Source organism: Paraburkholderia aspalathi, assembly GCF_900116445.1.
GTDB classification, from domain to species: Bacteria; Pseudomonadota; Gammaproteobacteria; order Burkholderiales; family Burkholderiaceae; genus Paraburkholderia; species Paraburkholderia aspalathi.
On sequence record NZ_FPBH01000028.1, the window covers coordinates 75,682 to 94,826 of the forward strand.

A 19,145-nucleotide genomic window follows, 5' to 3' on the forward strand; every position below is an offset into this window, starting at 1 on the left:
CTTGCGTGAGTGGTTGTGCGCTTATTGTAGCGAGCGCGTTACAATCGTCCGAAACATTGAACGGATTTCCATGAACTTGTCCTTCGTGAAGCTGTTTTCGAAGCGCCCGGCTAGCGCATCCCGCGTGCCGCACGCCGTGTCCGCTCGCCGCATGCTCGGTGCCGCCGCGCTCGCCGTCTGGGCGCTGGCTGCCGTGCCCGCGCACGCGCAGGACCCGTCGCCAGACTCGGATGACACGTCCGTCACGCTGCCAGACCCGCTCGGCCCGGCAACGGCAGAAGACCAGAAGTCTCTGCCGGGTGTGCCGCTGTCCAGCCAGATCGTATTCCAGGTGCTCGCTGCTGAAGTCGCATTGCAACGCGACCAGCCGGCGCCCGCCTACCAGACCTACCTCGCGCTCGCGCGCGACACGCACGATCCACGCATGGCGCAACGCGCCACGGAAATCGCGCTGGCCGCGCAAAGCCCGTCAGACGCATTGGCCGCCGCGCAATTGTGGCAGCAGTATGCGCCGGATTCGGAACGCGCCGCGCAACTCGATGCATCGCTACTCGTGCTGTCCGGCAAGCCTGACGACGCCGCGCCGATCCTCGCCCGTGAACTCGCGAGAGTGCCGGCCGACAATCGCGGCAGCGCGATTCTGGCGCTGCAGTTGCTGCTCTCGCGCGGCCCGAACCGGATCGGCGGCTTGCATGTGCTGCAGGATCTGCTGAAGAACGACCTGAACCGGCCCGAGGCGCAGTTGGCCATCGCGCGCCAGCAGCTCGTTTCCGACGACGCACCGGGCGCGCGCAAGTCGCTCGAGCAGGCGCTCACGCTCAAGCCGGACTATTTGCCGGCCGCGCTGATGCTGTCGCAGATGGGCCCGGAGGAGCGCAAGGAAGGCATCGCGTCGCTCGAAAAGTACGTGCAGCAGAACCCGAAATCGCATGACGCGCGTCTCGCGCTCGCGCAGATGTATCTCGCGAGCGACCGTCTGGACGACGCGCAGAAGCAGTTCGAGATCATGCACAAGAACAACGCGACCGACCTCACGCCGCTGATGGCGCTCGCGCTGATCAAGATCCAGCAGAAGAATTTCACCGAGGCGCAGACCTATCTGACCCAGTACGCGCAGCAAGCCGAGAAAACGCCAGGCGCCGATCCGGGCCAGGCGTATATCTATCTTGCGCAACTGTCACTCGAACAGAAGAACGAAGCAGCGGCGAGCGACTGGCTGAACAAGGTTTCGCCAGCGAGCCAGCAGTTCGTGCCGGCGCAGATCACGCGGGCGCAATTGCTCGCCAAGCAGGGCAAGACTGAAGACGCGCGCAAGCTGCTGGCCAACCTGCAGGCACCCGATCCGCGCGACCAGGCGTTGATTGCCCGCACCGACGCGGCCATTCTGTTCGACGCGAAGCGCTACCCGGAAGCGGAAACACGCCTGCAGCAGGCCACCGCGAATTTCCCGGACGACCCCGATCTGACCTACGACTACGCGATGGCCGCCGAAAAAACCGGCCATTACGACGTCATGGAAGCGCAGTTGCGCAAGCTGATCCAGACGCAGCCGGACAATCCGCAGGCTTATAACGCGCTCGGCTATTCGCTGGCCGATCGCAATCAGCGGCTGCCGGAAGCGGACAAGCTGGTCGAGAGGGCCTCGGCGCTGGCGCCGAACGACGCGTTCATCATGGACAGCGTCGGCTGGGTCAAGTACCGGATGGGCGATACGTCGGATGCCATCAAGCTGCTGCGCAAAGCGTACGACCTCCAGCCGAACGCCGAAATCGGCGCGCATCTCGGCGAAGTGCTGTGGAAAACCGGCGCGCAGGATCAGGCTCGTGCCGCTTTCCGCGACGCACGCAAGCTCGAACCGGACAACGACACCCTGGTCAAAACGCTTCAACGTCTTCAGGTGAACGATCTTTGATGCGTCTTTCCCGCTTGATCTCCTATCCCCGGGCGCCGCGTGGCGCGGCGCTCGGATTCGTAGCGGCAGCGGTTGTCGCGTTGGCTGGTTGTGCATCGGTTAAGCCGCAGGGGCCGTCCACGTCGAATGCGGCAACGTCCGTCACTGCCCAGACCTCGCGTGCCTATCAAGGCCGTTTCGCGGTCCAGTACAACGATCAGAACGGCCAGCAGCGCAATGCCTATGGCAATTTCACCTGGCAGGAAACGGGTGACACGGTCACCCTGCAATTGCGCAATCCGCTTGGGCAGACGCTTGCCATCGTGACTTCGTCGCCTGCTTCGGCCACGCTCGAACTGCCGAATCGCCAACCGCTCACCGCCGACAACGTCTCCACGCTGATGCAGAACGCGCTCGGCTTCGCGCTGCCGGTCGAAGGGCTGCGTTATTGGCTGCAACCGTCGCCTGCGCCGACTTCGCGCGCGAAAACCGAGAAGGATCCGGAGCAACCTTCGCGTCTGAAGCAGATCACGCAGGACGGCTGGACGATCGATTACCTGGCGTATGCGGACGCACCGGCCACCGGCGTGAAGCGCGTGAATCTGAGCCGCTCGGAACCGCCGCTCGACATCAAGCTCGTGCTGGATCAGTAGTTCAGTAGCCGCGCCCGTTCGCGCAACCTTTGCCGCTTCTTCGGCGCCGCTATGGCGCATGTAGCCCTGACTCATGATTGAAACGACCGACTCGCTGCGCGATTGCCTCGCGCCAGCGAAACTGAACCTCTTCCTGCACATCACCGGCCGCCGGCCGGACGGCTATCACACGCTGCAAACCGTCTTCCAGTTGCTCGACTGGGGCGACATCCTGCACTTCACGCGGCGCGACGACGGCCTCATCACGCGCAGCACTGAGATCGCCGACGTGCCGCCGGAACACGATCTCACCGTGCGCGCAGCAACGCTCCTGAAAGCGCATACCGGCTCGCCCGCAGGTGTCGATATCGAAATCGACAAGCGCCTGCCAATGGGCGCGGGTCTGGGCGGCGGCAGCTCCGATGCGGCCACCACGTTACTCGCGCTGAACCGCCTCTGGAAACTCGATTTGCCGCGACTGGAGTTGCAAGCGCTGGCGTTGAAGCTTGGTGCGGACGTGCCATTTTTTGTTTTTGGGAAAAATGCGTTCGCACAGGGTGTCGGAGAGGCTTTAGACGTTGTACAATTGCCGCCGCGCCATTTCCTGGTGGTGACACCGAGGGTTCACGTTCCAACTGCAGCGATTTTTTCCGAAAAAGCGTTGACAAGAGATTCGAAACCCCTCATAATTACGGACTTTCCTGCAGAACTTAGCTGCAACACTGACTGGCCAGAAAGTTTTGGCCGCAATGACATGCAGCAGGTTGTCGTGGGAAAATACGCGGAAGTAGCGCAAGTGTTGCGATGGTTTGAAGACATCGCACCAGCGCGGATGTCTGGATCAGGTGCAAGTGTATTTGCAGCGTTTCGTAGCAAAGCTGAAGCAGAAGCGGCGCAAGCCAAACTGCCTCACGAATGGAACAGCGCAGTAACTGCAAGTCTCGATCAGCATCCACTCTTTACTTTCGCGTCATAAGTTTTGCATCGTCGAACGTTCCCTCGTTCGGTGAAGCTCAAAGTTAGTGTAGGGGAGTCGCCAAGTTGGTTAAGGCACCGGATTTTGATTCCGGCATTCGAAGGTTCGACTCCTTCCTCCCCTGCCAAAAATTCTCGCATTTCCCTCGCCCCCAGCCTGAAGTAGGTGCACGATGAGCAGCCATGACGGCCTGATGGTTTTTACTGGCAACGCAAATCCCGCGCTTGCACAGGAAGTCGTCAAAATCCTCGGTATTCCCCTCGGCAAAGCAATGGTCAGCCGTTTCTCGGACGGCGAAATCCAGGTCGAGATTCAGGAAAACGTGCGTGGCAAGGATGTCTTCGTCCTGCAATCCACGTGCGCGCCGGCGAATGACAATCTGATGGAACTGATGATCATGGTCGATGCGCTCAAGCGCGCATCCGCAGGCCGGATCACCGCAGCTATCCCCTACTTCGGTTATGCCCGTCAAGATCGACGCCCGCGTTCGGCGCGCGTCGCCATCTCGGCGAAGATCGTGGCGAATATGCTGGAAATCGCCGGCGTCGAGCGGATCATTACGATGGATCTGCACGCCGACCAGATTCAAGGCTTCTTCGACATCCCGGTCGACAATATCTACGCTACGCCCGTGCTGCTCGGCGATCTGCGCAAGCAGAACTACGAGAACCTGCTGGTCGTTTCGCCAGACGTCGGCGGAGTGGTGCGTGCCCGTGCATTGGCCAAGCAACTGAATTGCGATCTCGCGATCATCGACAAACGCCGCCCGAAGGCGAACGTTGCCGAAGTGATGAACATCATCGGTGAAGTCGAAGGCCGCACCTGCGTGATCATGGACGACATGGTCGACACCGCAGGCACGCTCTGCAAGGCAGCTCAGGTTTTGAAGGAACGCGGTGCGAAGCAGGTGTTCGCTTACGCTACCCACCCGGTTCTGTCGGGCGGTGCAGGCGAGCGAATTGCAGCTTCGGCACTCGACGAACTCGTTGTTACCGATACGATCCCGCTCGGCGAAGAAGCCCGCTCGTGCGCCAAGATCCGTTCGCTGACCAGCGCCGGCCTGCTCGCCGAAACGTTCTCGCGGATTCGCCGCGGCGATTCGGTGATGTCGCTGTTCGCTGAAAGTTAAGTATTTGCGAAGGCGCGGCGCGCATAGCAGTACCGCACGCTGCACTTTTGCACAATTGGCATGAACGAACGAAGGTTCGTGCCATCGCTCTGGGGCCTCAGCCGTAATGGCTTGGAGGCCCCGTTTTTACTGCCTGGTCGCGGGCAGTGCATTGGAGATTCAACATGAAAGTAGTCGCTTTCGAGCGTTCCTTGCAAGGTACGGGTGCGAGCCGCCGCCTGCGTATCTCGGGTAAGACCCCGGGCATCGTATATGGCGCTGGTGCTGAAACGCAATTGGTCGAACTGGACCACAACGCACTCTGGCACGCGCTGAAGAAAGAAGTTTTCCACTCGTCGATCCTCGAACTGGAAGTGGCAGGCAAGTCGCAACAGGTTCTGCTGCGCGACGTGCAATACCACCCGTTCCGTCAGCTCGTGCTGCACGTGGACTTCCAACGTGTCGACGCGAAGAAGAAGCTGCACACCAAGGTGCCGCTGCACTTCATGAACCAGGAAACCAACCCGGCAGTGAAGCTGTCGAGCGCGGTGATCTCGCACGTCCTCAACGAAATCGAAATCGAGTGCCTGCCGTCGGCACTGCCGGAATTCCTCGAAGTTGACCTGGCGACGATCGAAGCTGGTCACTCGCTGCACGCCAAGGACATCGTCCTGCCGGCAGGTGTGGCACTGGTTGCTCACGTTGACGCAGAAAACCCGGTCGTCGCATCGGCAACGATCCCGGCTGGCGCAATCGCCGAAGGCGACGCCGCTGCTGCTGAAGGCGAAGGCGAAACGCCGGCTGCCTAAGTGCCTTTTTGGCGCTGAGCAAGCAATCCTCTCGATCCGTTTCAATGAAACGGTCGATGTGACCCGCCGAGGTTCGCCCCGGCGGGTTTTTTTTCGGTTTTTTTCGGCTCGGTCGCGTTCGGCGCCGAGGCCAGATGGACCTATGCAATCATGATCAAGCTGATCGTCGGGCTCGGCAATCCGGGCGCTGAATACACCGCGACGCGCCACAATGCCGGCTTCTGGCTGGTCGATCAACTGGCGCGCGAAGCAGGCACAACACTACGCGACGAGCGGCGCTTTCACGGTTTCTATGCGAAGGCCCGGCTTCACGGCGAAGAAGTGCATCTGCTGCAACCGCAAACATATATGAACCGCTCGGGGCAGTCGGTCGTGGCGCTCGCGCAGTTCTTCAAGATTCTTCCGGACGAAATTCTGGTCGCGCATGACGAGCTCGACATGCCGCCGGGCAGCGTCAAGCTGAAGCTCGGTGGTGGCAGCGGCGGTCATAACGGGCTGAAGGACATCACCGCGCATCTGTCATCGCAACAGTACTGGCGGCTGCGGATCGGCATCGGCCATCCGCGTGACCTGATTCCCGAAAGCGCGCGAGCCGGCGCCAAACCGGACGTCGCCAATTACGTACTGAAGCCGCCGCGGCGGGAAGAGCAGGACGTGATCGATGCGTCGATCGAACGTGCGTTGGCCGTGATGCCGCAGATCATCAAAGGCGAACTCGAGCGCGCGATGATGCAGCTCCACCGCAATCCCTGAGCGGACCCTGCCCGCATCCGCTTCGCCCGTATCGCCATCGACAGGAGAAATCGCTTGAGCCGCTACTGGAGTGACATCGTCCACCGTCTGACGCCGTATGTGCCGGGCGAGCAGCCCGTGGTTGCGCATCCGGTGAAGCTGAACACCAACGAGAATCCCTATCCGCCGTCGCCGCGCGTACTTGAGGCGATCCAGCAGGAACTGGGCGAAGCGGGCGAGTCGCTGCGGCGCTATCCCGATCCGACCGCGCGCAAGTTACGCGAAACGGTAGCCGCATATCACGGCATTCACCCGGAACAGGTGTTCGCGGGCAACGGCTCGGACGAAGTGCTCGCGCTCACCTTTCAGGCCTTGCTGAAGCACGACAAACCGCTGCTGTTTCCGGATATCACATACAGCTTCTACCCGACCTACGCGCGGCTCTTCGAAGTCGACTATCGGACCATCGCACTCGACGACAGCTTCGCCATTAATGTCGACGACTACATGGCGCCTAACGGCGGCGTGCTGTTCCCGAACCCGAACGCGCCGACCGGACGACCGCTGCCGCTCGCCGATATCGAGCGTCTGGTGGCGAGAAATACCGAATCGGTCGTGGTGATCGACGAGGCGTATGTTGATTTCGGCGCTGAATCGGCCATCGCGCTGATCGACCGCTATCCCAACCTGCTGGTGATACAGACGGTATCGAAGTCGCGTTCGCTGGCTGGCATGCGAGTCGGCTTCGCGTTCGGCAATCCGGAACTGATCGACGCACTGAACCGCGTGAAGGATAGCTTCAACTCGTATCCGCTCGACCGCCTGGCGCAAGTCGCGGCCATCGCTGCATACGAGGACGATGCATGGTTTCGCGACACCTGCGCAAAAGTGATTGCGAGCCGTGAGCGGTTGGCGGCAGGCTTGACGGCACTGGGCTTCGAGGTGGTGCCGTCGGCGGCGAATCTGCTGTTCGCGCGTCACGAAGGCTACGACGCAGCGACGCTCGTGGCACGGCTAAGGGAAAAGGAGATTTTCGTGCGCCATTTCAAGGCGGCGCGAATCGACCAACATCTGCGAATCTCGGTCGGCACTGACGCCGAATGCGACATTCTGCTGGACGCACTGCGCGACATTTTCAGCGCTTACGTCGGGTGACGGTAGGATAGCGAGCGATCGGGACAAGCTCACGCGCGACAGACACAAAGCGTTGCCGCAAAAGAAAACGGCGAGGCAGCCGCCTCGCCGTTCTCCATCATCCAATGCTCACGCGCCCTTCGCAGCCTGCAGCGCATGGTACTTCGCCATCAGACCCTCCGCCGATTCCAGATGCTCGGGGTCGCGCGGAATGCACTCGACCGGACACACCTGAATACACTGGGGTTCGTCGAAATGGCCGACACACTCGGTGCATTTCTTCGGGTCGATCACGTAGATTTCCGGGCCCATCGAAATCGCGTCGTTCGGGCACTCAGGCTCGCACACGTCGCAATTGATGCACTCGTCGGTAATCATCAAGGCCATACTTCTCTCACTTCGTGCCGGCCGAAGCCAGCTTTGATCCGTCAATCCGACAGTTTACGCCGGTTACGGTTGTCCCGCCGAGACACCGTCATTCGGATCCAGCACGGCAACCTTTTCCTTCAGCCATTTTTCGACCGACGGGAACACGAACTTGCTGACGTCGCCGCCCAGTTGCGCGATTTCACGCACGATGGTGCCGGAGATGAACTGGTATTGATCGGACGGCGTCATGAACATGGTTTCGACGTCCGGCAACAGATAGCGGTTCATGCCGGCCATCTGGAACTCATATTCGAAGTCCGAGACGGCACGCAGGCCACGCACGATCACCCGGGCGTTATTGCTGCGGACAAAGTCCTTCAATAGCCCTTTGAAGCTCATCACCTGAACGTTCGGGTAGTGCCCGAGCACTTCGTGAGCGATGTCGAGACGCTCTTTCAGCGTGAAGAACGGCTTCTTGTTGCGGCTGTCGGCAACGCCCACCACCAGCGTGTCGAAAATGCTCGACGCGCGCCGAACGAGGTCTTCGTGACCGCGCGTCAGCGGGTCAAATGTGCCCGGGTACACGGCGACTACCATGAGACTTCTCCTCTCTTCAGACAAATGGGCACGTCAAAGCGTCCGCGTGACGCATTTGGCACCGACCGCACGCGTGACGGTAACCGTCCGCGGCTTGTTTTGGAACGCGCATTATTCCTTATTTTCGCGCTGCAGCAAATGAAAGTGGACAGCGCCTGCTTTGCCTTGCCGCACGATTTCCCAACCGGCGAGCGTCTCGTTCCCATCCAGTTCGAGCGAGTCGCCTGCTTCCACGTACAGAAAACCTTCCGGGCTCAGCAGCGGCACGACCAGAGCGAGCGCCTTGCCGAGCAGATCGCCGTCGAACGGCGGATCGAGGAAAACGACGTCGAACGATCTGGGGGCGAGACTCGCCGCGAGGCGCAAGCCGTCGGCTTCCGCGATTTCGATCGAACGCGCCGCGAGGCGCTCCTGGTTCGCGCGCAGCTGGCTGGCGGCCCGCGCATTGCGCTCGACCATCAACACCCGCGCCGCGCCGCGCGAGGCAGCTTCGAAGCCAAGCGCACCGCTGCCGGCAAACAGATCGAGGCAGCGCTGGCCGTCCAGCCGTTGGCCGAGCCAGTTGAAGAGCGTCTCGCGCACGCGGTCAGGCGTGGGGCGCAGGCCGTCGAGGTCGAGCACGGGCAGCGGTGTGCGCTTCCAGTCGCCGCCGATGATACGGATGGCGTGCGGCTTGCCGCCTTTGGACGAAGCGCCGTGGGCGCGTGAAGGAGCAGAACGGGGCATGCAGTTTCGATTACGTTATTAGGGCGCCCGCGACGCCGATGCGTGCGGACCGGAGCGCCAACGTTACCACAGGGGCGCCCGGCGTCCAGCCTGGCCGTTCGGCCAATACGACGGGTGGCGGCGCGCCTGATAAAATGTGCGGCTTCCAGCGCCTTGCATCCCGCATCGCAACGCTGCCTGCCGCTCCCACGGGCCCGTCCCGGCTGCGCGCATCGGCGCGCGCTCTCACCACGCCAGATCATGTTCAGCTTTTTCAAACGATTCAAGGGTTCGAAAGAGTCCGATAACGCGCCAGAAGAATCGCAGACAGCGCCGGAAGCCCTGGCGCCCGAACCCGCCGTAGAGGCGCCGCAAGCGCCCGTCGCGCCGTCAGCGCCGCAGCCGGTAGCTCCGGTTCGCGTCGATACGCAGCCGGCTGCGGCGGCGTCCGCCAATGAGCCCGAAGCCGAAGCACCCGCGCTCGAAACCGTCGAAATCGTCCCGCCGCCTATGCAGGACGCGAACGCAAAGCGCTCGTGGCTCACGCGTCTGAAGACCGGTCTGTCGAAAACGAGTTCGAGCCTGACCGGTATTTTCGTCGGCACGAAGATCGACGAGGATCTGTACGAAGAGCTCGAAACCGCGCTGCTGATGTCGGATGCGGGCGTCGAAGCCACCGAATTTCTGCTCGAATCGTTGCGCGAAAAAGTGCGCACCGAACGCCTCACCGATCCTCAGCAGGTGAAAACAGCGCTACGCACGCTGCTGATCGACCTGCTCAAGCCGCTGGAAAAATCGCTGATGCTCGGCCGCGCGCAACCGCTGGTCATGATGATCGCGGGCGTCAACGGTGCGGGCAAAACCACCAGCATCGGCAAGCTCGCCAAGCATCTGCAAAGCTTCGAGCAGTCGGTGCTGCTGGCTGCCGGCGACACCTTCCGCGCCGCTGCGCGCGAGCAGCTCGCGATCTGGGGCCAGCGCAACAACGTGACGGTGGTGTCGCAGGAAAGCGGCGACCCGGCCGCGGTGATTTTCGACGCGGTTGGCGCCGCGCGTGCGCGCAAGATCGACGTCATGATGGCGGACACGGCCGGCCGTCTGCCGACCCAACTGCATCTGATGGAAGAACTGCGCAAGGTGAAGCGCGTGATCGGCAAGGCGCAAGATGGCGCGCCGCATGAGGTGTTGCTGGTGATCGACGCAAACACCGGCCAGAACGCCCTCGCACAAGTGAAAGCCTTCGACGACGCGCTCGGCCTCACCGGCCTGATCGTCACCAAGCTCGACGGCACCGCGAAGGGCGGCATTCTCGCGGCGATTGCGCGTCAGCGTCCGATTCCGGTGTACTTTATCGGCGTCGGTGAAAAGGTAGAGGACTTGCAGCCGTTCAGCGCGGAAGAGTTTTCGGACGCGTTGCTGGGCGGTTGAACACAGCGACGTTCGTCGCAAAACGAGCAAAAAGGGCGCTCTTCCGAGCGCCCTTTTTTTCATTCAAGCCACAGCATCATTCCGCGTCGGGCTGAACACCAGGCGCTGCGCGAGCGAACGCGTCGATCTGCATCGCGTGTTCGTAGATGCGCTGAATCGTCGGAAACTTCGCCGTATCCACCTTGAAGCGCTGAGCGTTGAACACCTGGGGAATCAGACAGGCGTCAGCCAGTGTCGGCGTGTCGCCGAAGCACAGCTTGCCGGTGCGCGAATCGCCCGCCAGATGTGCATCGAGCGTCGCAAAGCCTGCTTCGACCCAATGCTTGTACCACGCGTCTTTCGCGTCGTCGTCGACACACAGCGTGTGTTTCAGGTATTTCAAAACGCGCAGATTGTTCAGCGGATGGATCTCGCACGCCACCTGCAGCGCCACCGAACGCACATAGGCGCGCTCGGCCGGCGTGCCGGGCAACAGCGGCGGCTCCGGATGCGTCTCCTCCAGATACTCGATGATCGCGAGCGACTGCGGCATCACTTCGTTGCCGTCGACGAACGTGGGTACGATGCCATCCGCATTCACCTTGCGATACTCGGGCTTCAGCTGCTCGCCACCGTCGCGCACGAGGTGCACCGGCATATAGTCGTACGGCAGGCCCTTCAGGTTCAGCGCGATGCGCACGCGATAGGACGCCGAGCTTCGGAAATAGCTGTAGAGCTTCATATTATGTGTCTCCTCCCACCGCGCTTCAGACGACGCGTACGCTGAGCTCGCCGAGCCCGTCCACGCCACCCTTCATGAGGTCGCCCTGCACCACCGCGCCGACGCCTTCCGGCGTGCCGGTGAAAATCAGATCGCCCGGTTGCAGTTCGAACAGCGTCGACAGATAGGCAATCGTCTCGGCTACCGACCAGATCAGTTGCGACACATCCGAATTCTGTTTTTCCTCGCCGTTCACCGACAACCAGATCGCGCCCTTGCCGACATGGCCGACTGTCGTGACTGGATGGACTGGACCGAGCGGCGCCGAGTGATCGAAGCCCTTCGCGGTATCCCAGGGACGGCCCAGCTTCTTCGCTTCGGCCTGCAGGTCGCGGCGTGTCATGTCGAGGCCGAGCGCGTAACCGTACACGCGGTCGAGTGCGCTTTCGGCCGGAATGTTCTTGCCGCCTTTACCGATCGCCGCCACCAGTTCCATCTCGAAGTGGACGTTCTTCGATTGCGAGGGATAGGGGAATTCGCCGGTCGCACCCGGTGCGACATACAGCACGGCATCGGCCGGCTTGGCGAAGAAGAACGGCGGTTCGCGGTCAGGATCGTGCCCCATCTCGCGCGCGTGCGCCTCGTAGTTGCGGCCCACACAGTAGATGCGACGCACCGCGAACTGCTCGCTGGACCCCACGACCGGCACCGCAACGACCGGTGCGGGTGCAAATACGTAACTCATCCCGTTCTCCGTTTCTGGATTGTGCCGCGCCCACGCGGCGATAAAACATCGAGTGTAACGCGCGGCAAAGCGCCGCGCAGCGGATCGGCACCGGCACGCGCGGACCGGCGCTCCGGCCGCATCGTCTCGTGGGATCGCCGGTCCACCGGACCGCCTCGTCGCTATAGATGCGATACTCACACTGGATAGCGTCCTTTGAATTCCCTGGCCGACCGCCCAAGGCGGCACGCCCTCGTCCCACTGCGCCCGATGACCGACTCCGCCGACACCGCCAATTTTTTCCCCTGCGCCCGCTATATCAAGGAAATCGGCCGCGGCCCGAACGGCGCCCGCGCGCTGACCGCCGAAGATACGCGCACGCTTTACACCGCGATGCTCGACGGCCGCGTGGCCGATCTCGAACTCGGCGCCGTGCTGCTCGCATATCGCGTGAAAGGCGAAACCGCCGACGAACTCGCCGCCATGCTGGCCGGCGCGCAGGCGTCGTTCGAACCGCTTCATCTGCCGCACGCGGCATTCCGGCCCGTGTCGATACCCACCTACAACGGCGCGCGCAAGCAGCCCAACCTGGTGCCGCTGCTCGCGTTGCTGCTGGCGCGCGAAGGTGTGCCGGTGCTGGTGCATGGCGTCACGGAAGATCCGGGCCGCGTGACGAGCGCTGAAATCTTCACACATCTGCAGATTCCGCACGCGCGATCGCACGCCGACATCGAAGACGGTCTCGCCGAGCGCCGTCTCGCATTCGCACCGATCGAGGTACTCGCGCCGAAGCTCGCGCACCTTCTCTCGCTGCGCCGGCGGATGGGCGTGCGCAATTCAACGCACACGCTCGTGAAAATTCTGCAGCCGTTCGCGCCCGCCGGGCTGCGGCTCGTGAACTATACGCATCCGCCATATCGCGACAGTCTCACGCAACTGTTCAACACGCACCCGGCCGCCGCGGAGGGCGGCGCCCTGCTCGCGCGCGGCACCGAAGGCGAAGCGGTGGCCGACACGCGCCGCCAGGTGCAAGTGGATTGGCTTCACGACGGCATCTGCGAAACGCGTGTGCCGCACGAGCGCTCGTCGCCCGACGCGCCTGAAGTCGACTTGCCCGAAGCTCGCGACGCCGCGACCACAGCCGCCTGGATCGACGCCGTGTTGCGCGGCGAAGCGCCTGTCCCGAGCGCGATCGAACGGCAAGTGGAGCTGATCGTCGACGTCGCGAAAATACCCGTGTGACGTGCGCGGCGTGAGTGCAACGCGACGCTTGCGGCATTGCCAGCACGCGCCAGGATGACGTCCGCGGGTTGACACGCCGCAGCGAGCCGTCATACATTAGACCCATGCGTTCCCTTCCGAACACCCTCCGAATTACCTCCGGCCGCCTAGCGTGGCCTCTATCGCTACGTCTAGCGTAAGTCAGACGTAGCGCCGCGCGTTGGCAACCTGAATCATCCAGATTAGTTGCCCAAAGCGCGGTCTTCAAAGCAGCTCCCCGCAGTTACTGTCTCACCCCCGACCGTAGTTCTTCACAACCTGTAGTCGTTTGCGTTCGTCCGTTTACCCTTCGGACGAAGCGCGAGGGTCAATTTCATGTTGCGCAATCCCGCTGAAAAATACCGCCCCTTTCCCGCAGTGCGCCTCACCGGGCGCAAATGGCCGAGCCGCACGATCAACCAGGCGCCGATCTGGATGAGCACCGATCTGCGTGACGGCAATCAGGCGCTCATCGAACCGATGAATGCCGCGCAAAAGCTCGAATTCTTCGAGATGCTGGTAGCGATCGGCTTCAAGGAGATCGAAGTCGGTTTCCCGTCGGCCTCGCAAACCGACTTCGATTTCGTGCGCAAGCTGATCGAAGAAAAACGCATTCCCGACGACGTGACGATTGAAGTGTTCGTGCCCTCGCGCGCCGAACTGATTGCGCGCACGTTCGAATCGCTGGAGGGCGCGCCGCGCGCCATCGTGCACCTGTACAACGCAATCTGCCCGTCGTTTCGCAAGATCGTCTTCAACCAGTCGAAGGAGCAGATCAAAGCACTGGCGGTGGAAGGCACGCGCCTCATCAAGGAACATGCGCTGGCGCGGCCCGACACGCATTGGACGTTCCAGTATTCGCCCGAAACCTTCAACACGACCGAACTCCCCTACGCGCGCGAAGTATGCGACGCAGTCGCGCAGACCTGGCGGCCCACGCGCGACCACAAGATGATCGTCAACCTGCCCGCGAGCGTCGAGGCCGCGACACCGAACGTGTTCGCCGATCAGATCGAATGGATGGACCGCAATCTCAGCTATCGCGACAGCATCGTGCTGTCGGTGCATCCGCATAACGATCGCGGCACCGCCGTGGCCGCTACGGAACTGGCGCTGCTGGCGGGCGCGGATCGCGTCGAAGGATGTCTGTTCGGCAATGGCGAGCGCACCGGCAACATGGACCTCGTTACGCTCGCGATGAACCTTCACGCGCAGGGCGTCGACCCGGGCCTCGATTTTTCAGACATCGATGCGGTGCGGCGCGTGGTCGAGCGCTGCAATCAGATTCCGGTGCATCCGCGGCATCCGTATGCGGGTGATGCCGCAAAGCGGCCGGTGTGGAGCGATGAGGATCTGCAGCGCGTAGCTGCCTGAGTGACTTGAGACGGGGCGGAGCCGCCCTCCCCGTTTGGACCGCATTAGCGGCGGCGCAACTGCATCAAAACCCGCCTGACCGACCCACCAGGCGGCCAATTCAGCATGAGCGGTGCAACCCGCCTGCTCTTGCCGTTCGAGCGCTCACAAGGCGCTCACCCACTGCGACTGGCGAAACGGAGTGAGCTCAAAAAGCTCACTCGATCGCGCAACGCGTCGCCTGCCAGGCAATCAGACGCCATTGCCCGTCTTCCTGTGTGTGAATCGCCGTGTACGCAATCGGAAACAGCAGCGCGCCATTGTTCGCTTCCATTTCGATCAGCGCGCGCCCAGTGACGACGCAGGTCTCGCGCCCCACCGGCAGCACATCTTGCGACTGCACCTCGATCTGCCGATAGCGGCGGCGCCCGGCGGTAATACCGTCGATGAACTGTCGCTTCGTTTCGCGCTTGCCGTTCGTATGGACATAGCTCACGTTGTCCGCGAGCAGCGCATCGAGCGACTGCCCGTCGCCGTCGACCATCGCACGGAAGCGCTCGCGCTCGAGCCCGCGAATCGCTTCGATTATCTTTGCCGCCATTGCTCAGCCCCTTGCACCGGTGAGCCGAACGTGGCCACGGTCGTCAGAAGTTATATTGCAAATATAGCTGGTGGAAATTTATACCAGGATTCGGCTCTTTGATACCGCCATTGGAAATATGCTGGAAGCGGTAGCCCGCCTCGTACTGCTGGTGACTGCCGAATTGGAGGCCGACTCCCGCCATGGGGGCGAACTGGAACGCGGTCGCGAGCGTGAGGTCAGTAGAAATTCTCGGGCTCGACAGGAGGCGGATACCGGCACCTGCTTCGATGTAAGGGCGAATCGCACCCGCTCCGTCGATGAAGCGAATGATAGGCGTCACACCGATCTCGCCGATGTTCTCGTGCACATTGCCTTCGTCGGTGTGCCACCAGGCCACGTGCGCTTCGCCGATCAGCGAAAAGTGCCAATCGCCGATCTGCCACCACGTCAGATTCGGATCCCAGACCAGGCCGAGATCGAGTTTTTTAATGTGGTGATCTCCGAGACCGCCGGCGATCTGCACGCCGAACTGGTCGGCTGCCGCCACTCCGGAGCAGGCAAGTAGCAAAGCGGCCGACACACCTTTTAGAGCCAGACCACGCCAAACATTTTTTTTGTTGTTCATCGAACACCCGACCTAGTCGAACGCTGATTACCTTCGAATTGTTCCGCCTATTCTAAAGACAATCCTGATTTCGTGGATTGTCTGAAGAATGTTGAATTTCCGCAATTAGTCACTTCGGTTTTAGAAAAAGTCGGTCACTTATAAGACCGAAAGGAATGTGTTAGGTAAATTCTACGGCGCACACGCACCTGCCGACAGAGACCTTCCATGGCTATCAAAACCTAAATTTCAATAGGAATTTACGGAACTTGGATGCCCCTACGGCCTCTAAGTATTAGCACTCGGCAAATCAGAGTGCTAACATCCAACGCTGGAGTCGTTTTAACTGAACACGCTTTTGTCTGATTCCAAAGGAGTTTCCTACGTGAGCCATGCAATGACCCTTCCGAGTACTTTGAGCCCGTCGTCGGCTAAGGCCGCTTCGGCAGGTGCGCTGGCGCTCTCGCATTCCTCGCTGCTGCCCGGTCAACTGGGCAATATCGACGCCTACATCCAGGCCGTAAATCGGATTCCGATGCTGACGCCGGCGGAAGAACGCCAGTTCGCCACCGAATTTCGCGAGCAGGACAACCTTGGGTCCGCACGCCGTCTCGTCCTGTCGCACCTGCGGCTGGTCGTATCGATCGCGCGCAATTACCTTGGTTATGGACTGCCGCATGCCGACCTGATCCAGGAAGGCAATATTGGCCTGATGAAGGCCGTGAAGCGCTTTGACCCCGAGCAAAACGTGCGCCTCGTGTCGTACGCCATGCACTGGATCAAGGCTGAGATCCACGAATACATTCTGCGTAACTGGCGGATGGTGAAGGTCGCCACCACCAAGGCGCAGCGCAAGCTGTTCTTCAACCTGCGCAGCCACAAGCAGGGTCTCGGCGCATTCACGCCGGACGAGATCGAAGGTCTCGCCAAAGAGCTGAACGTGAAGCGTGAAGAAGTGGCCGAGATGGAAACGCGCTTGTCCGGCGGCGATATCGCGCTGGAAGGTCAGGTCGAAGACGGCGAAGAGTCGTACGCGCCGATCGCCTACCTCGCCGACTCGCATAGCGAGCCGACAGCCGTGCTGGCTTCGCGTCAGCGCGACAAGCTGCAAAGCGACGGTATCGCGAGCGCGCTGGACGCACTAGACGCCCGCAGCCGCCGCATCATCGAGGCTCGCTGGTTGAAGGTGGAAGACGACGGTTCGGGCGGCTCGACGCTGCACGAACTGGCCGACGAATTCGGCGTGTCGGCGGAACGCATCCGCCAGATCGAGGCAAGCGCAATGAAGAAAATGCGCGGCGCGTTGACTGAATATGCGTAACACTTAAAGCTTGAGTCGTGCCGGCTCGTCTGGCGCGCACTGTTTAGCTGCAGAGCCCTGCCCTCGCAAGAAGGCAGGGCTTTTTTGTGCCCACTCGACAATGCCTGCGCTCGATCGAAGACGCACGCGCACTCACTCAAGAACATGCCCACCAAACACGTGTTTCTTGACGTATCACAAACCCCATAGCAATACTGTCCAGACGGCGTGACGTTCGCGACCCAATGCCGCAGTGCCGAACTTACGCGCACTAGGTCATTGCTCCTAGAATCGGGATGAACTCGCCAGGCCTCCGAACCGGCCTGGATCCAGCCGGTTAAACCGGTGTGAAGTTGCCTTCTACCGATCATGACCATAGCCCTGAATCGCCATAGCAACCCTCGCTCGAGCCTGCGCAAACGGCTCGCCGCCTGGGCGCGCGGTCCGACGCTGGCGCGGGATATCGCCATCGTCCTCGCCATCAAATTCGCATTACTGATGGTGCTCAAGTACGCGTTCTTCAATCATCCGCAGGCGGAGCATATGTCGCTGCCGCCTGAACAAGTCGCGCAGGCGCTGCTGTCCGTGCCTGCCTCGCATCCGTCCCAAGGTGGTCAACATGCCCGTTAGCGAAGTCGTAGAACTGTCGCGCCTCCAGTTCGCCATCACGGCGCTTTATCACTTTCTGTTCGTGCCGCTCACGCTCGGTCTGTCCTGGCTACTCGTCATCATGGAGTCCGTCTATGTGATGACCGGCAAGCAGATCTACAAGGACATGACCCAGTTCTGGGGCAAGCTGTTCGGCATCAACTTTGCGATGGGCGTCACCACCGGTCTCACGCTGGAATTCCAGTTCGGCACCAACTGGTCGTACTACTCGCACTATGTCGGCGACATCTTCGGCGTGCCGCTGGCCGTTGAAGGGTTGATGGCGTTCTTCCTCGAATCGACCTTCGTCGGGCTGTTCTTCTTCGGATGGAAGCGGCTCTCGAAAGTGCAGCACGTAAGCGTCACGTTCCTCGTCGCGCTCGGCTCGAATCTGTCGGCGCTGTGGATTCTGGTGGCCAACGGCTGGATGAATAATCCGGTCGGCGCCACCTTCAACTACCAGACCATGCGCATGGAACTCGACAGCATCTTTTCGGTGCTATTCAATCCGGTCGCGCAGGTGAAGTTCGTGCACACCGTATCGGCCGGTTATGTGACCGCTTCGATGTTCGTGCTCGGTGTGTCGTCGTGGTATCTGCTGAAGCGCCGCGACACCGAATTCGCTTTGCGCTCGTTCGCTATTGCCGCCGGCTTCGGCCTGGCCTCGACACTGTGCGTGATCGTGCTCGGCGACGAATCCGGCTACCGCACCGGTGAAGTTCAGCAGGTCAAGCTGGCCGCCATCGAATCCGAATGGGAAACGGCGCCCGCACCGGCGCCCTTCACGATCATCGGCATTCCGAACCAGAAGGAAGAACGCACTGACTATGCGATCCGCATTCCGTATGCGCTCGGCCTCATCGCCACGCGCTCGATCGACGAACCGGTGGTCGGCCTGAAAGAACTGATGGCGCAAAACGAAGTGCGCATCAAGAACGGCATGCTCGCCTACGCCGCACTGCAAAAGCTAAAGCAAGGCGATGTCACGGACGAAGCCAAAGCCGCCTTCGACGCGCACAAAGAAGACCTCGGCTACGGCCTAATGCTCAAGCAGTTCACCGCGAACGTCACCGACGCCACGCCGGATCAGATCGTGCAGGCCGCCAAGAAAACGATTCCCCCGGTAGCGCCCGTATTCTTCTCGTTCCGACTGATGGTCGGCCTCGGCATCCTGTTCCTTGCGACGTTCGTGCTCGCATTCTGGTTTTGCGCGCAGCGCTCCCTGCTGCTGGAGAAACGCCGCTGGTTCCTGCGCTGGGCTGTGTGGGCAATTCCGTTGCCGTGGCTCGCCGCTGAATTCGGCTGGATCGTTGCTGAAGTGGGCCGTCAACCGTGGACCATTGCCGGCATTCTGCCGACCGCATTGTCCGCATCGAGTCTGACGCCGGGGGATCTGTACCTGAGCATTGCCGGCTTCGTCGTGTTCTACACGGTGCTGTTCATCATCGAAATCATGCTGATGTTCAAGTACGCGCGGCTCGGGCCTTCGTCACTGCACACGGGGCGCTATCACCACGAACAACAACAGCCGCTGAATCAGTCGCTGCCGACCAACACGGCCGCATGATTCGCCGCCACTCTGTTCCAAGGGA

Annotated in this window: 19 protein-coding genes, 1 tRNA gene and 1 pseudogene; 14 read left to right on the forward strand and 7 right to left on the reverse strand. The window is 61.4% G+C overall.

Annotation, left to right across the window (positions count from 1 at the left end; genetic code table 11):
* The first annotated feature begins 70 nt into the window (after positions 1-70).
* From BM438_RS33430 to hisC, 8 genes are all read left to right on the forward strand, one after another.
* On the forward strand, positions 71-1,912 hold the full coding sequence (locus BM438_RS33430; protein ID WP_093643690.1) for a tetratricopeptide repeat protein: 1,842 nt from the start codon (positions 71-73) through the stop codon (positions 1,910-1,912).
* Entirely contained in the window at positions 1,912-2,544 is a 633-nt protein-coding gene (gene lolB, locus BM438_RS33435) for a lipoprotein insertase outer membrane protein LolB (protein ID WP_093643692.1), read from the forward strand. Before BM438_RS33430 ends, lolB begins: the two co-directional genes overlap by 1 nt.
* Positions 2,545-2,617: 73 nt before the next feature.
* Positions 2,618-3,499, forward strand: a complete 882-nt coding sequence (gene ispE / locus BM438_RS33440; RefSeq protein ID WP_093643694.1) for a 4-(cytidine 5'-diphospho)-2-C-methyl-D-erythritol kinase — start codon at positions 2,618-2,620, stop codon at positions 3,497-3,499.
* A 50-nt stretch (positions 3,500-3,549) separates the two neighbouring features.
* A tRNA-Gln gene (locus tag BM438_RS33445) sits at positions 3,550-3,626 on the forward strand.
* 45 nt (positions 3,627-3,671) lie between these two features.
* Positions 3,672-4,628, forward strand: a complete 957-nt coding sequence (locus tag BM438_RS33450; RefSeq protein ID WP_006048037.1) for a ribose-phosphate pyrophosphokinase — start codon at positions 3,672-3,674, stop codon at positions 4,626-4,628.
* Between the two features lie 164 nt (positions 4,629-4,792).
* Positions 4,793-5,416, forward strand: a complete 624-nt coding sequence (locus BM438_RS33455; protein WP_093643696.1) for a 50S ribosomal protein L25/general stress protein Ctc — start codon at positions 4,793-4,795, stop codon at positions 5,414-5,416.
* Positions 5,417-5,566: 150 nt separating this feature from the next.
* Positions 5,567-6,169 carry an aminoacyl-tRNA hydrolase gene (gene pth, locus BM438_RS33460; protein ID WP_054035803.1) on the forward strand — a complete coding sequence of 201 codons (603 nt, stop codon included), beginning with the start codon at positions 5,567-5,569 and terminating at the stop codon, positions 6,167-6,169.
* 54 nt (positions 6,170-6,223) lie between these two features.
* Positions 6,224-7,303, forward strand: coding sequence for a histidinol-phosphate transaminase (gene hisC / locus BM438_RS33465; RefSeq protein ID WP_093643698.1), 1,080 nt, complete (start codon positions 6,224-6,226; stop codon positions 7,301-7,303).
* Positions 7,304-7,411: 108 nt separating this feature from the next.
* Here the strand turns inward: hisC and BM438_RS33470 are convergent, their stop codons facing one another.
* From BM438_RS33470 to rsmD, 3 genes are all read right to left on the reverse strand, one after another.
* Positions 7,412-7,669 (reverse strand): YfhL family 4Fe-4S dicluster ferredoxin, encoded by a 258-nt coding sequence (locus tag BM438_RS33470; protein ID WP_093643699.1) that lies wholly within the window; start codon positions 7,667-7,669, stop codon positions 7,412-7,414.
* Between the two features lie 63 nt (positions 7,670-7,732).
* On the reverse strand, positions 7,733-8,248 hold the full coding sequence (coaD, locus tag BM438_RS33475) for a pantetheine-phosphate adenylyltransferase (protein WP_093643700.1): 516 nt from the start codon (positions 8,246-8,248) through the stop codon (positions 7,733-7,735).
* 111 nt (positions 8,249-8,359) lie between these two features.
* Complete coding sequence (gene rsmD, locus BM438_RS33480) at positions 8,360-8,974, reverse strand: 16S rRNA (guanine(966)-N(2))-methyltransferase RsmD (protein ID WP_093643701.1); 615 nt, start codon at positions 8,972-8,974, stop codon at positions 8,360-8,362.
* A gap of 240 nt (positions 8,975-9,214) precedes the next feature.
* Between rsmD and ftsY the strand changes: the two genes are divergently transcribed.
* Positions 9,215-10,381 carry a signal recognition particle-docking protein FtsY gene (gene ftsY, locus BM438_RS33485; protein WP_093643702.1) on the forward strand — a complete coding sequence of 389 codons (1,167 nt, stop codon included), beginning with the start codon at positions 9,215-9,217 and terminating at the stop codon, positions 10,379-10,381.
* Positions 10,382-10,457: 76 nt separating this feature from the next.
* Here ftsY and maiA read toward each other — a convergent pair whose 3' ends face one another.
* Positions 10,458-11,102 carry a maleylacetoacetate isomerase gene (maiA, locus tag BM438_RS33490; RefSeq protein WP_093643704.1) on the reverse strand — a complete coding sequence of 215 codons (645 nt, stop codon included), beginning with the start codon at positions 11,100-11,102 and terminating at the stop codon, positions 10,458-10,460.
* A gap of 25 nt (positions 11,103-11,127) precedes the next feature.
* The gene (locus BM438_RS33495; protein WP_093643706.1) at positions 11,128-11,826 is read right to left on the reverse strand and encodes a fumarylacetoacetate hydrolase family protein; all 699 of its coding nucleotides are present in this window, start codon (positions 11,824-11,826) and stop codon (positions 11,128-11,130) included.
* A 249-nt stretch (positions 11,827-12,075) separates the two neighbouring features.
* On the opposite strand from BM438_RS33495, the gene ybiB reads away from it, so the two are divergent.
* Positions 12,076-13,047 carry a DNA-binding protein YbiB gene (gene ybiB / locus BM438_RS33500; RefSeq protein WP_093643708.1) on the forward strand — a complete coding sequence of 324 codons (972 nt, stop codon included), beginning with the start codon at positions 12,076-12,078 and terminating at the stop codon, positions 13,045-13,047.
* 354 nt (positions 13,048-13,401) lie between these two features.
* Positions 13,402-14,385 (forward strand): annotated as a pseudogene (locus BM438_RS33505) (2-isopropylmalate synthase); the annotation flags it as partial.
* A gap of 250 nt (positions 14,386-14,635) precedes the next feature.
* Here the strand turns inward: BM438_RS33505 and BM438_RS33510 are convergent.
* Complete coding sequence (locus tag BM438_RS33510; protein WP_093643712.1) at positions 14,636-15,019, reverse strand: nuclear transport factor 2 family protein; 384 nt, start codon at positions 15,017-15,019, stop codon at positions 14,636-14,638.
* 43 nt (positions 15,020-15,062) lie between these two features.
* Entirely contained in the window at positions 15,063-15,626 is a 564-nt protein-coding gene (locus BM438_RS33515) for an acyloxyacyl hydrolase (protein ID WP_093643714.1), read from the reverse strand.
* 364 nt (positions 15,627-15,990) lie between these two features.
* On the opposite strand from BM438_RS33515, the gene rpoH reads away from it, so the two are divergent.
* The 3 genes from rpoH (at position 15,991) to BM438_RS33530 (ending at position 19,120) form a co-directional block, all read left to right on the forward strand.
* A complete protein-coding gene (rpoH, locus tag BM438_RS33520) occupies positions 15,991-16,926 on the forward strand; it encodes an RNA polymerase sigma factor RpoH (RefSeq protein ID WP_093643716.1) in 936 nt (311 codons plus the stop codon).
* Positions 16,927-17,274: 348 nt separating this feature from the next.
* Positions 17,275-17,535 (forward strand): cytochrome oxidase putative small subunit CydP, encoded by a 261-nt coding sequence (cydP, locus tag BM438_RS33525; protein ID WP_093643718.1) that lies wholly within the window; start codon positions 17,275-17,277, stop codon positions 17,533-17,535.
* The gene (locus BM438_RS33530) at positions 17,525-19,120 is read left to right on the forward strand and encodes a cytochrome ubiquinol oxidase subunit I (RefSeq protein ID WP_093643720.1); all 1,596 of its coding nucleotides are present in this window, start codon (positions 17,525-17,527) and stop codon (positions 19,118-19,120) included. The genes cydP and BM438_RS33530 overlap by 11 nt, the downstream gene beginning before the upstream one ends.
* Positions 19,121-19,145 lie beyond the last annotated feature (25 nt).

Excerpts from the sequence above, each read along its gene's own strand:
- BM438_RS33450 (WP_006048037.1), top strand. The coding sequence starts at position 3,672 with ATGAGCAGCCATGACGGCCTGATGGTTTTTACTGGCAACGCAAATCCC.
- coaD (WP_093643700.1), bottom strand. The coding sequence starts at position 8,248 with ATGGTAGTCGCCGTGTACCCGGGCACATTTGACCCGCTGACGCGCGGT.
- BM438_RS33530 (WP_093643720.1), top strand. The coding sequence starts at position 17,525 with ATGCCCGTTAGCGAAGTCGTAGAACTGTCGCGCCTCCAGTTCGCCATC.
- ftsY (WP_093643702.1), top strand. The coding sequence starts at position 9,215 with ATGTTCAGCTTTTTCAAACGATTCAAGGGTTCGAAAGAGTCCGATAAC.
- pth (WP_054035803.1), top strand. The coding sequence starts at position 5,567 with ATGATCAAGCTGATCGTCGGGCTCGGCAATCCGGGCGCTGAATACACC.
- BM438_RS33455 (WP_093643696.1), top strand. The coding sequence starts at position 4,793 with ATGAAAGTAGTCGCTTTCGAGCGTTCCTTGCAAGGTACGGGTGCGAGC.
- BM438_RS33470 (WP_093643699.1), bottom strand. The coding sequence starts at position 7,669 with ATGGCCTTGATGATTACCGACGAGTGCATCAATTGCGACGTGTGCGAG.
- cydP (WP_093643718.1), top strand. The coding sequence starts at position 17,275 with ATGACCATAGCCCTGAATCGCCATAGCAACCCTCGCTCGAGCCTGCGC.
- ispE (WP_093643694.1), top strand. The coding sequence starts at position 2,618 with ATGATTGAAACGACCGACTCGCTGCGCGATTGCCTCGCGCCAGCGAAA.
- maiA (WP_093643704.1), bottom strand. The coding sequence starts at position 11,102 with ATGAAGCTCTACAGCTATTTCCGAAGCTCGGCGTCCTATCGCGTGCGC.
- ybiB (WP_093643708.1), top strand. The coding sequence starts at position 12,076 with ATGACCGACTCCGCCGACACCGCCAATTTTTTCCCCTGCGCCCGCTAT.
- BM438_RS33510 (WP_093643712.1), bottom strand. The coding sequence starts at position 15,019 with ATGGCGGCAAAGATAATCGAAGCGATTCGCGGGCTCGAGCGCGAGCGC.
- BM438_RS33515 (WP_093643714.1), bottom strand. The coding sequence starts at position 15,626 with ATGAACAACAAAAAAAATGTTTGGCGTGGTCTGGCTCTAAAAGGTGTG.
- lolB (WP_093643692.1), top strand. The coding sequence starts at position 1,912 with ATGCGTCTTTCCCGCTTGATCTCCTATCCCCGGGCGCCGCGTGGCGCG.
- BM438_RS33495 (WP_093643706.1), bottom strand. The coding sequence starts at position 11,826 with ATGAGTTACGTATTTGCACCCGCACCGGTCGTTGCGGTGCCGGTCGTG.
- rsmD (WP_093643701.1), bottom strand. The coding sequence starts at position 8,974 with ATGCCCCGTTCTGCTCCTTCACGCGCCCACGGCGCTTCGTCCAAAGGC.
- BM438_RS33430 (WP_093643690.1), top strand. The coding sequence starts at position 71 with ATGAACTTGTCCTTCGTGAAGCTGTTTTCGAAGCGCCCGGCTAGCGCA.